Here is a 12399-nt window from a genome sequence, read left to right on the forward strand (position 1 = left end):
AGCCCACCTCTGACCGATCCGGACATGCATGACGACTCAACAGATTTTGGCTTTTTCCGTCATTGGCCTGATGATGGTTGCCTTCATGTGGGACCGTATCCGCTACGATGTGGTGGCGGGGCTGACCCTTCTGGCAGCCGTTGCCCTTGGCCTTGTGCCAGCCGATAAGGCTTTTTCCGGGTTCAGTGACGATATCGTTATCATCGTCGGCAGTGCCCTGGTGGTCAGCGCCGGGGTGGCGCGGTCCGGTCTGGTCGATGCCGCCATTAAACGATTCTTCCCCAACCTGACATCAATGCGCGCCCAGATACTGCTTCTGGTGCTGACGGTGACAGTGCTGTCGGCCTTCATCAAGAATATCGGCGCGCTGGCCATCATGATGCCGGTCGCGTTCCAGTTCTCGAAGAAGTCAGGGACGCCGGTCTCCGCCTTCCTGATGCCGATGGCGTTCGGTGCGCTTCTGGGCGGGTTGATGACCCAGATCGGCACCTCACCCAATATCGTCGTGTCCAAGCTGCGCGGTGAACTGACCGGTACGCCGTTCACCATGTTCGATTTTACACCTGTTGGTGCCATTCTGGCGGTGGCGGGCGTGATTTTCCTGATGCTGTTCTATTGGTTGGTACCCAAGCGCCAGAACCAGAACCCGACCTTGCAGGAAGCACTCGGCAATTCCAATTTCTCCACCGAGGCGACCCTGCCCGAAGGCTCCGCACTATCAGGCAAGCCGCTGCGCGATCTGTTGAAAACCACCGCCGGCGAAGTGATCGCCACCGCCATCCTGCGCGGCCACAGCCGTATTTCGCCTTTCCCAGACATGGTGTTGAAAGAGCAGGACACATTGCTGCTGGAGGGGCCATCCGATGCGCTTGACCGGCTGGTCAGCCAATCCGGCTTAAAACTGTCGGGCCGGGAGATCGGTTCGGGCGGTGAAATCACTGCCATCGAGGCGGTGGTCGGGCCGGGGTCGCCGTTGGAAGGCCTGACGGCCCGCGATGTTTCTCTGTTCAATACCTATGGCATCAACCTCCTGGCCGTTAGCCGGCGCGGCAAGCGGCTGAAGGAGCGGCTGGCGCATGTGGCCTTGCGCGCTGGCGATGTCGTCGTGCTCCAGGGGCGACGCACCGCGCTGCCAGCCGCGTTGCAGACCCTGGATTGCCTGCCGCTCGCCGAGCGCGAAATCCTGCTCGGCACCAGCCGCAGCGCGCTTATCCCGGTGCTGATCCTGATTGCCGCGATGGGATCAACCGCAGTCGGTCTGGCACCGGTGCCGGTTGCCTTCTTTGCCGCTGCCCTGGCGATGGTGGTGTTCCGGGTCATCCCGCTCAACGATTTCTATCAGGCTGTCGATGGTCCGATCCTCGTCATGCTGGCGGCACTGATCCCGGTCAGCGATACCTTGCGCAGTACCGGCGGAACGGATGTGATCGCCGGTTGGCTTGGCCATGTTGCCCATGGGCTGCCGCCTTACGGTGCGCTGGCGCTGATTCTGGTGACTGCCATGGCAGTAACGCCGTTTCTCAACAATGCCGCGACGGTTCTGGTGATGGCGCCGATTGCCGCCAGCTTTGCCCATAATCTCGGCTTCCGGCCTGACGCCTTTCTGATGGCGGTGGCAATTGGCGCCGGTTGTGATTTCCTGACCCCGATCGGTCATCAATGCAACACGTTGGTGATGGGGCCGGGCGGCTATAAATTCAGTGATTATCCGCGCCTTGGTCTGCCGCTCTCGCTGTTGATCATTCTTGTTGCTATCCCGGCACTGATCGTGGTCTGGCCATTGAAATAGCCATGGCTCAGCGGGGCCTGAAATGCCGAAAGCCTGCGTTGGCGGAACGCAGGCTTTCAAGCGGGGGACGGGGGTTTTAGGTTCGCGGGATTCACAACCGCTTTCCTGCACTCCTAACGGGCGATACCGGAAATGGTTCCGCCCAATCTGATTTTTTTTCGCAATCTTTTTCAAATTCCTCTGTCACCGGCCCATGCGTTCCCGCCGATGCTTGGGTTTTCCTTGACGCTTGGCCTTAGATATGGCCTAAGGCCAGCCAAAGGATTATCGCTGGAAGCCTGCCTTGAGCGTGGCTTTCACCGCGTCCAGATCATCAAAATGCGATGGCTTGGCTCTGCCCGATCCTCGCCTCCATGACCACGAGCAAAATCATGACCACTTCCGGCGTCCGCGTCCGTATCGCTCCTTCTCCCACCGGTGAACCGCATGTCGGCACAGCCTATATCGCGCTGTTCAACTATCTGTTCGCCAAGAAACATGGTGGCGAATTCATTCTGCGCATCGAAGATACCGATGCGACCCGCTCGACGGCGGAGTTTGAACAGAAAGTGCTGGACGCGCTGAAATGGACCGGCCTGACCTGGGCCGAAGGCCCGGATGTTGGCGGTCCCTACGGTCCTTATCGCCAGTCCGAGCGCAAGGACACCTACCGTCCGTTCGTCGATAAGATGGTGACTGAGGGCAATGCGTTCCGCTGTTTCTGCACGCCCGCCCGGCTGGACCAGATGCGCGAAGCGCAGCGCGCAGCGGGCAAGCCGCCCGGCTATGACGGTCTCTGCTTGCACTTGAAGGCGGAAGAAGTCGATGCGCGCGTTGCCGCAGGCGAACCGCATGTCGTGCGCCTGAAAATCCCAACCGAAGGCTCCTGTGATTTCCATGACGGCGTCTATGGCGACGTGTCGATTCCGTGGGAAAGCGTCGACATGCAGGTACTCTTGAAGGCCGATGGCATGCCGACCTATCACATGGCCAATGTGGTCGATGACCACCTGATGAAGATCACCCATGTGGCGCGCGGCGAGGAATGGCTGGCCTCCGTGCCGAAGCATATCCTGATCTACAAATATCTCGGTCTTGAGCCGCCGGTGTTCATGCATCTCAGCCTGATGCGCAATGCCGACAAATCCAAGCTGTCGAAGCGCAAGAACCCGACATCGATTTCCTATTATTCGGCGCTTGGCTACCTGCCCGAAGCGCTGATGAATTTCCTTGGCCTGTTCTTCATGCAGATCGCCGAAGGCGAAGAGCTGTTGACGATGGACGAGCTGATCGCCAAGTTTGACCCCGACAATCTCTCCAAGGCGGGTGCTATCTTCGACATCCAGAAGCTCGACTGGCTGAACGGTCGCTGGCTGCGCGAAAAGCTGACGCCGGACGAATTCCTGGGCCGCGTTCTGACCTGGGCCAGCGAAAACGACAGGCTGACGGAAGGCCTGAAGCTCGCTCAGAGCCGGATCACCAAGCTTGGCGAATTGCCGCCGCTGGCAGGCTTCCTGCTGGCCAATGATGTCGGCCTGACGCCTGCTTCCTTCGGCGGGTTGAAAACCAGCCCGGCGGAAACGCTTGAGATCGTCACCACCGTTCAAGCCGATCTCGAAAAGATCCTCGAATGGAATGTTGCGACCATCGAGGAAGAACTGCGGGCGATTGCCGACCGGTTGGGCAAGAAGCTGCGCGTCGTCACCCCGCCGTTGTTCGTTGCCGTTTCCGGCAGCCAGCGTTCTCTGCCGCTGTTTGACAGCATGGCGCTGCTGGGCCGTTCCGTGGTGCGCCAGCGCCTCAAGGTGGCCATTCAGGTCTTGACCTCCATGGCCGGCGCGGCCTGACAGGCAAGGTCCTCCAGTTTTGGGCTCTCCCCTTTATCAGGGAGGGCTTATCATAGCCTTTTTCAGCCGCTATGCTCCACAATTGATCCAAGAATTTCGTGCCCGATAGGCGAACCAATGACCGAACAAAACACCGAAACCGCCCTTTCCTCCGACGCCACCGAGGTGCGCCGCCAGAAACTGGCGCTGCTGCGCCAGCAGATCGGCGATGTCTATCCAGCCCATTTCCACCGCACCGCCACCACGGCTGAACTGGCCGAAAAATATGCGGATCTGGCACCGGATACGGAATCGGGCGATACGGTTACGGTTGCAGGCCGCATTTATTCCTCGCGCAATTCCGGCATGTTCATGGACCTGCGCGATGCATCGGGCAAGATCCAGATTTTCAGCCACAAGGACATGACGCCGGAAGCGGCCCGCGCCATGCTGCCGATGATCGATCTGGGTGACATTATTGGCGTGACCGGTCCGGTGCGCCGCACCAAGCGTGGTGAGCTGACGATCAACGCCGAAACCATCATCATGCTGACCAAGACTTTGCTGCCGATGCCGGAGAAATATCATGGCGTTACGGATATCGAAGTGCGCTATCGCAAGCGCCATCTCGACATTCTAACCAATGACGAATCCAAGCTTCGCTTCCAGCAGCGCTCCAAGATCGTTTCCGGCATCCGCCGTTTCATGGAAAGCGATGGCTTCATGGAGGTGGAAACCCCCATGCTGCAATCCGTTTATGGCGGTGCGTCTGCCGATCCGTTCAAGACCCATCACAACACGCTGAAGCAGGATATGTATCTGCGCATTGCGCCGGAGCTGTTTCTGAAGCGCACGCTGGTCTCTGGCCTTGCCGACAAGATTTTCGAAATCAACCGCAACTTCCGCAATGAAGGCGTGTCCACCCGGCACAATCCAGAATTCACCATGATGGAATGTTACTGGGCCTATGCCGACTATGAAGACGTGATGGATCTGGTCGAGCGCCTGTTTGCCGACCTTGCCATGCGCATTCATGGCTCGACCGAATTTGCCTTTGGCGACAAGGAAATTTCCTTCAAGGGGCCGTTCAAGCGGGTGCCGATGCCGGATGCCGTCAAGGACGTCACGGGTATCGACTTCCTGGCCATCAAGACCGATGAGGAGGCCCGCGCGGCTGCCAAGGCTGCCGGGTTTGCGGTCGAAAAGGATTGGACCTGGGGCGAATGTCTGTCCTTCATCTTTGAAGAAAAGGTCGAGGGCACGCTGATCCAGCCAAGCCATGTGACGCATTTCCCCAAGGACATCTCGCCCTTCGCCAAGGAAGTGCCGGGCGAGCCGCGTCTGGTGGAACGGTTTGAGACCTATTGCAACGCCTGGGAAATCGGCAATGCCTTTTCCGAGCTGAACGACCCGGAAGAGCAGCGCAAGCGCATGGTCGAGCAGCTGGAACAGGCCCATGCCCGTGGCGAAAAGGACAAGCAGCTCGACGACGAATTCCTCGATGCCATTGACCAGGGCATGCCGCCAGCCGGTGGACTTGGCATTGGCGTCGATCGCCTGATCATGCTGCTGACCAATGCGCCTTCGATCCGTGACATTATTCTCTTCCCGGCGCGACGCGCCAAGGTCGATTGATAGCGCCGGTCAAGCAGCGAGGCTGAAAAGCTCTATCGCATCGTGCCGATTCGTTTTCTGCACGATGCTATTTCGGCGCGATTATGGCGTCTTTATCGCAGTGAAATTCCGCGTGGCAGAACCGAGGGTGTGGCGCTAGGCTCTGTCACCAGCGGTTTTGAATCACTCTGCGCTTCGGCTTTCGCAGCGGTTTCTGCTGTCGGCTTATCTGTGCCTGTGACCATGGATTTGATCGAACTCAGCCAGCCCTTGCTTTCCACGGCCTGTGGCGTCGGATCGGCTGCGACCACTGGCGATGTTGCCGCCGGAGCAGATGCTGCGGCGGGTGACGCAGGTGCCGGAGCGGGTTCTCCTGCCTTTTCGCTACCTGCGTGTTCAACACCTTGCTGTTGAGTGGGCGCTTTGTCGGCGTTTGCCTGATGAGGGGTCGCGTTGTCGGAGTGGCTGCCCTCCTCAGCTTGGGCAAGAGGGGGGGCATGGGCAGGAGGGGCTGCATCGGCAGCCGGGGCGGCGTCATGTGCCGGTGCTGCCGGTTTCTCTTCAGCGCCGAAAATCATGCCTTTAAGCGAGGCGATCAAGCCGGCCTTTTCCTCAGCTGGGGCTTCGCTGCCATGCGCCTCGGCTGGAGCCGCCTCACCATGCGCTGCCTCGCCATGCGAGCTCTGCCCTTCCTTGGGTTTTTCCTTGGCGTGCCCATCTTCTTTCGCGTGGCCGCCTTCTTTCTTGCTTTCGCCTTCGGGCGTGGCAACAACGGGCTTTTCGCAAGGGGCCGCGTCCGTCAGCTTGGCCATCATGGTGTTTGCGTCGGCCAGCGGCATTTCCACCCGCTCGCCGTAAAAATCGCCATTGCCATTGGCCGGTTTGTCGACATAGCGCGCCGTCAGGCTCTGCATCTGCGCGGTTTCGGCTAGCTGGGCGGGATTGGGAATATAAATGACATCTGCGCCAATGGCGCGGCCGCGAATGTCGGATTGGTCCTTCGGCCCGTTCTTATCGAGCACGACGACCTGAACGAGATCTGGTTTTTCCGTCTCAGCAACGGATTTGGCGATGCGGAGCGCGGTCTTGATGCGGGTTACGCCATCGGTTGCGTCCGTGGTGACATATTTACGCACCCACAGCCGGTCCTTGCGCTTGATGGTGGCCGATTGCAGTTCCATGCAGGTCAGGCCGTTGACCTCGCTATAGGATGGCCCGAGCAGCGCATCACGGCCGATATAGACGGCAGCCGAACCCGTTGCACCGCACAGGACAGCAACGCCGCCGACGATCAGCAGGAGCTTGCGCGACAAATGGATTTTGCCTGGCAATAGCTTCACGACACACGATATCCCATGGCCCACTCCACAAACGCAAAACACCCCCTAGTTTTAGGAGTTTCCTGTTGCCGAAGGCTTAATTGGGTATATTCGTTTTTCTTTATCGTCGTATATTCGCAACCACGGTTAATGAGGGTGTAATCAGTTCCCGTATGAAGTTTAGTTAAGAAGCAGGTTCTGCAATAGATTGAACCTCAAGGGCTTTTCGCCGTGCCACCACCTGTTCGCGCCAAACCGTAAACAGACCCGCTCCCACCACAATGACCGAGCCCAGCACCATATTGCGGGTCAGGCTTTCGCCAAACACCGTCACCGCGATGATCGAGCCTAAGACCAGCTGGTAATAGGCAATCGGTTGCAGCACCACGGCATTCAAATGCTCATAGGCCTTGATCAGCGACAGATGCCCGGCAATGCCGGTGCAGCACAGCGCCAGCATCCAGAACCAATCCTGTCTGGCAATCGGGGCTAAGAAAAATGGCGCCATGCAATTGGCCCCGACAAAGCCGACCATGCACATATAGAAAAAGCTGGTGACGGGCGGATCGTCGCGGCTGACCAGCCGCGTCAGAATGCCGTAAAAAGCCCCTGATAGCGCGCAGAACAGTGGTAGCGCCACCATCAGGCTGAAACTGCCCGAGCCCGGCGAAAGGATCAGCACCACGCCGAGCATGCCGACCAGGATCGCCGTCCAGCGCCGCCAGCCCACCTGTTCGCCCAGCAGCGGCACCGACAGCAGCGCCACGAAAATCGGCCCGGCGGCAAAGATCGCCTGCGATTGGGCAAGCCCGACATAGTGAAAGGCAGCAATCGACACCAGGATCTGCGCACCCAGCAACAGGCCCCGCAGGATTTGCAGGATAGGTCGTTTGGTTTTTACGGCAGCGACCAAGCCATTGCGGCTGCGGGCGGCCAGAATGAGCGCGAAGATCGCAAAGGCCCAATAGCGCACGGTGGCGACCACGACCGGCGAATAGCTATCGCCCAGATGCTTGGAAATGCCATCCTGCATGGAAAACACCGTATAGGCGGCAAAGGCAAAGACATAGCCAAGCGAAGTCGATTTCATCATGTCAACAAACGGAGAAAAGGGCCATCGAAGAGAGACGAGGCCAGTAAACCAACGGGGGAGTGCGGGTAGCGCGAAGACCCTACCTTGTCATCATCGGGGAACGAAAACAACGCCTGAAGCTTATTTACAGTCGAAATCAATCATAAACATCATTGCACAGGGGTAGCCACTTTATCCGAACTGAGTGTCCACCTGAATTTAACGGATCATCGGGTAAGACCATGTGACCGTGAAAACGTGGCGCGTCACCGCCCACAGAAAGGCCAGCAGGCCTTTTCCAGCAACAGGAGAATGCCATGCCTCCAGCAGCCAGTCTCAGCCGCAGGCTTTTGTGCCGAATGACCGGGCGCAGCATGCTGGCGTTTTTCCTGGGATTTGCCGCCATGCCGGCCTTCAGCCAGACGGTGATACCGGCACCTTCTGTCAATGGTCAGGGGAATGGCACACAAGGCGGAATGGATTTTCCCGATCCCTATCTCTGGCACGTCACCGGCCTCAAGCCTGGCCAGCAATTGCCGGTTCTATCCGGTGCAGGCCCGAATTTCCGGATTATCCATGCGCTGACCGAAGGCACGCCGGTTGATATGCAGAACTGTATGGAAAGCCGGGGCGGTTATTGGTGCCGGATCGCCACCGTGGACCGTCCGCGCATCAGCGGCTGGGTGGATGGCCGCTATGTCGTCAAAACCGGCGGCGATCCGCCGGGGATGATTGGCGGCGTGCCGGTCGATCCGGTGATTGAACTGCCGGTTGGCAAGGGGAATGGCGGCCAAGGCAACGGGGGGAAGGGCAGGGGCCAGGGCGGACAGGGTTCCAGCTGGCAGAACAATGGCGGCGGCTATGGCAACCCGTTCGGCAATAGCAACGGGGCAGGCGGCAATAGCGACGAGTGAGGTTTTTCTTTAACAAAAAAGGGCGCAGCCTTTGCCGCGCCCTTTTCCTCAAGATATCGTCGAAATCAGGCGGCCAGCTTCTTTGCCACCATGCCGCGCAGGGTGCCAAGATCCTTGGCGAAGGCGCGAATGCCTTCCGACAGCTTTTCCGTCGCCATGGCATCTTCGTTCAGCGCCCAGCGGAACGCCTTTTCATCCAGCGACACCAGCGGATCGGGCGTGGTCTTTTCAGGCGAGAGCACGCGGGGCAGATCGCCGGTCGCCGCATCCAGCTCATCCAGCAGCGCCGGGCTGATCGTCAACCGGTCGCAACCGGCCAAAGCTTCAATCTCGCCCGCGTTGCGGAACGACGCGCCCATGACGATGGTTTCGATGCCGTTGACCTTGTAGAAATTATAGATCTGGCGCACCGACACCACGCCCGGATCGGTTTCAGAGGTGTAGTTCTCGCCGGTCGATTTCTTGTACCAGTCGAGAATACGCCCGACGAAAGGCGAAATCAGGAACACCTTGGCTTCCGCGCAGGCAATGGCCTGGGCCTTGGAAAACAGCAGGGTCAGGTTGCAGTCAATGCCTTCCTTTTGCAGCACTTCGGCGGCGCGAATGCCTTCCCAGGTCGAGGCGAGCTTGATCAGGATACGATCCTTCTCGATGCCACGCTCCTTATATTGCGCAATGATGGCGCGGGCCTTATTGAGCGAGGCCTGCGTATCGAAGGACAGATCGGCATCCACTTCGGTCGAGACCCGGCCCGGAACGATCTTGGCGAGCGCCGCACCAACCGAAATCGCCAGCCTGTCGGCGATAGCCTCGGTTACGGCATCAGAGGCGCCGCCCTTGGCCTTGCCCCATTTGATCGCCTCTTCGAAGGCATCGGCAAACATGTCGGTGCCCAAGGCTTTCAGCACGATGGTCGGGTTGGTGGTGCAATCCACCGGCTTCAGGCGGGTTACGGCCTCAATGTCACCGGTGTCGGCGACAACCGTGGTCATGGCGCGAAGCTGTTCGAGTTTCGAAGTCATCAGGCAATTCCTTCATGTCACATATTAAATGAACACTGGACGGGCATTTGCGTTCCTACACGTCTTTGCGACCTGGGGACCATATCCTTTGTCCTTTGATCTGAATATCGGGATAGAAGGGCATTAAGTCAAGACATTTGTCCGTTGGATTTGACAAATGTTGCATGGCTTGCGATAGTCAGGAGACGGAAAACAGGGGACAATTCGCATCGTGGTCAAGCTTCGCCGGGAGACCCAGAGCAGCTATTCGGAGGCGGCATCGCTGCGGCTTCGGGCTGCCTGGCTCTATTATAACCAGGGACTGACCCAGAAGGATGTGGCCGAACGGCTCGGCATCAGCCGCTCGACGGTGATCCGGCTGCTGGATGAGGCGTTGAAGCGCTCCGAAGTGCAGATCTGGATTGCCGAAGGCATCGACGATTGCGTCGAACTGGCGGTCAAGCTGGAAAACACCTTCGGCCTGGATGAGGCCGTGGTCGTGCCATCCTCTGCCGGGCAGGACGCCGAAGGCATCGCCCGCGCCGTCGGTCTGGCGCTTGGCCAGTTCCTGACTGAAGTGGTCACCGACAATGCAACCATCGGCGTCGGCTGGGGCCGCACCATGACGGCGTCGCTGGCCGGTTTTCGCCCGCCGCGCCGGGAAAATTGCAAGGTCGTCTCGCTGCTGGGCGGCATTGTCGCCGTTCACCAGACCAATCCCATCGACTATACATGGCGGCTCGCCAGCCAACTGGGGGCGGAATGCTATATGTTCCTGGCCCCGCTGCTGGTCGATAGCGTCGCCACCAAACGGGCGCTGATTGAGGATTGCGGGTTGAAAACCCTCTATGACCTCGCCGAAAATCTCGATCTCGCCGTGGTCTCCTGCGGCGATATCCGCCCGCAATCCACCTCGCTGTCGGAAGGCTTCATCAGCCGCGCCACGCTGAACGAACTGATCGAGGCTGGCTGCGTCTGCGACACCATGTTCAACTTCCTCGATGCCGAAGGCCGCTCGGTCTCCCACCCGATCAACGAGCGGGTCATGTCAGTTAATCTCGACACGCTGAAAAAAGCCAAGCACATCGTCATCGCCTCCGGCGGCGCCCACCGCGCCATCGCCATCCGCGCCACCATGCGCCGCATCGGGTGCAACACGCTTATTACGGACGAGGCGGCGGCGCGGGAGTTGTTGGGGTTGGTGGGGTGAGAAATGACAGGGTCGTTTGAGGATCTCGCTTGGCGGCGCGATTGCTATGCCACATAGCCCGAAGAGCGTTTTAATAGTTTCCAATCTATGTAGACCTGAAGAATTCCGCTGCCAATGTTGCGGCGTAATCGTGGATTGCGGTTCGGTCTAACCCTGCGTCATCCATAAACAGTTCAGGTGCGGCTTCTCGTCCTATCTCAGATCCTTCCGGGAGGAAGGTGTAATGACCGACACCTCCCGTCAAAATCTCATATCTACAATTCGGAATATTTTGGAACAGCCATTTGCAGCACTGGTCTGGTGGCGCAACAGTGTCTTCGTCACCGCCTATCAGATGGACAGGTTTGTTGATAGCCTGAAGACTATCCTGAGAGAAACCCAGCACGGAACGACCCGGAGCAATTGCGAATGCCGCACGGATTCTGCGATCCGAAAAGTCTGAGCGCCTTTGCTCCCAAGACCTTCGAAAAACCGGGTTTTCAAAGAGTTTCGGCAGTTCATCGGCGAGGTTTGGAAATTCTCGCGGCCCACGGATCGGACTCTTTTCCGGGTTGTCGGGCTCGAACTGTGAAAATGCGATACGCGCTCCAGACAGTAAAAGTGCCGTATACGCTCCGGCTGAGAAGCCCGCAGCGAAAATTTGATCGCCGGTTTCGACTCGTAGTTCGTTGCGCCAATTGGGGTCGTCGAGAATAGCTGTCAGGTCTTTCGCGCGCTCCCACATGCAGAGGAACCCTTCTGCGCGAAAAGGTTCGAAGGCCGTATGTCCGTGGTGGTTCACCGCTAACGCGACAAAGCCCTGCTCGGCCAGCCGGAAGCCAAGCCATTCCAAACCAGCGGCTGTGGAGCCTGTTCCGTGCGACAATAGAACAAGCGGCAACGTCCCGTCCGCATGCGCTATCTGCGCGTTGACAGCAACGGGTTGTTTCCTGAACCAGGATTTCTCGACGAGAGGATGAGCGGACGACTTCTCGTCTGTCGGATACCAAGCGGTCCATGGTAGTGGACGCGGACCAGAACCATCCCAATTCAATCGCAGGGGATCGAAACTAGAGCCTGTTCTAAAGCCAACTGGCATGGAGCCTCCATAAAGCGAGCACCTAATATCTCATCACAAATTGATTGTTCTTCCTACCCCCCCGCTTTCTCAGTCTCTACCGCGCCACTATGTTCCGCATCTGCTGCAATACACCAATCAAGGACGAGGAGGCGCCCAGGGAATTGTTACGGTTGGTGGGGTGAGGAGAGGACGTGTACTTTGCGCCCTCATTGTCGCCACTGCGGATTTCATTCCTCGTATCGGTTTGCGACAACCATAGTCTGGTCTCTATTCGTCACGAGATCGACACGGCCACCTTTTTTGAAGCTGTCTGGGTAAACGAAGTACCGTACCGCCGCATCGAAAGATGGACCTATTTTCGCATCCGTCCCGTAATCTCTTCCATCACCGGAAACTCTGTCACTCTTGAAATGCCACCCGCTCACGAGGCTTTGAAAGTCCTCGGGGTTAATTCTAAACGCGCAAGTTACGATTAGGTCGGTGATGGCAGTTGCTGAACATTCGATGTCTCGAACCGACTGTGGCAGTTCCGAGATGTTCATGATGAAGGCGACCCTTGCCGGGTCCTGGCGGTAGTCAGTGGCGATAAGATAGTAAAAGTACGCAAAAGGAAGC

General features: G+C 58.4%; 9 protein-coding genes. 5 read left to right on the forward strand and 4 right to left on the reverse strand.

All coding sequences use genetic code 11. The features are described from left to right. Positions 1-28 precede the first annotated feature (28 nt). From IEI95_RS11660 to lysS, 3 genes are all read left to right on the forward strand, one after another. Positions 29-1789 (forward strand): SLC13 family permease, encoded by a 1761-nt coding sequence (locus tag IEI95_RS11660; protein WP_015917191.1) that lies wholly within the window; start codon positions 29-31, stop codon positions 1787-1789. A 371-nt stretch (positions 1790-2160) separates the two neighbouring features. Next, positions 2161-3615: a glutamate--tRNA ligase gene (gene gltX / locus IEI95_RS11665; protein ID WP_015917190.1), complete on the forward strand. Its 1455-nt coding sequence runs from the start codon at positions 2161-2163 to the stop codon at positions 3613-3615. A gap of 117 nt (positions 3616-3732) precedes the next feature. Continuing rightward, on the forward strand, positions 3733-5229 hold the full coding sequence (gene lysS / locus IEI95_RS11670; RefSeq protein ID WP_156533665.1) for a lysine--tRNA ligase: 1497 nt from the start codon (positions 3733-3735) through the stop codon (positions 5227-5229). Between the two features lie 92 nt (positions 5230-5321). On the opposite strand, the gene IEI95_RS11675 is transcribed toward lysS, so the two are convergent. Together IEI95_RS11675 and IEI95_RS11680 are read right to left on the reverse strand one after the other, a co-directional pair. Beyond that, a complete protein-coding gene (locus IEI95_RS11675) occupies positions 5322-6521 on the reverse strand; it encodes a hypothetical protein (protein ID WP_194416458.1) in 1200 nt (399 codons plus the stop codon). A 190-nt stretch (positions 6522-6711) separates the two neighbouring features. After that, a complete protein-coding gene (locus IEI95_RS11680; RefSeq protein WP_156533810.1) occupies positions 6712-7617 on the reverse strand; it encodes a DMT family transporter in 906 nt (301 codons plus the stop codon). Between the two features lie 299 nt (positions 7618-7916). On the opposite strand from IEI95_RS11680, the gene IEI95_RS11685 reads away from it, so the two are divergent. Continuing rightward, positions 7917-8513 carry an SH3 domain-containing protein gene (locus tag IEI95_RS11685; RefSeq protein ID WP_194416459.1) on the forward strand — a complete coding sequence of 199 codons (597 nt, stop codon included), beginning with the start codon at positions 7917-7919 and terminating at the stop codon, positions 8511-8513. A gap of 65 nt (positions 8514-8578) precedes the next feature. Here IEI95_RS11685 and tal read toward each other — a convergent pair whose 3' ends face one another. Continuing rightward, a complete protein-coding gene (gene tal, locus IEI95_RS11690; RefSeq protein WP_015917185.1) occupies positions 8579-9535 on the reverse strand; it encodes a transaldolase in 957 nt (318 codons plus the stop codon). Between the two features lie 211 nt (positions 9536-9746). On the opposite strand from tal, the gene IEI95_RS11695 reads away from it, so the two are divergent. Beyond that, positions 9747-10724: a sugar-binding transcriptional regulator gene (locus tag IEI95_RS11695; RefSeq protein ID WP_194416460.1), complete on the forward strand. Its 978-nt coding sequence runs from the start codon at positions 9747-9749 to the stop codon at positions 10722-10724. 85 nt (positions 10725-10809) lie between these two features. On the opposite strand, the gene IEI95_RS11700 is transcribed toward IEI95_RS11695, so the two are convergent. Further along, complete coding sequence (locus tag IEI95_RS11700) at positions 10810-11802, reverse strand: alpha/beta hydrolase family protein (RefSeq protein ID WP_156533666.1); 993 nt, start codon at positions 11800-11802, stop codon at positions 10810-10812. Positions 11803-12399 lie beyond the last annotated feature (597 nt).

The sequence above is a fragment of the Agrobacterium vitis genome, assembly GCF_014926405.1.
GTDB lineage: Bacteria > Pseudomonadota > Alphaproteobacteria > Rhizobiales > Rhizobiaceae > Allorhizobium > Allorhizobium vitis_H.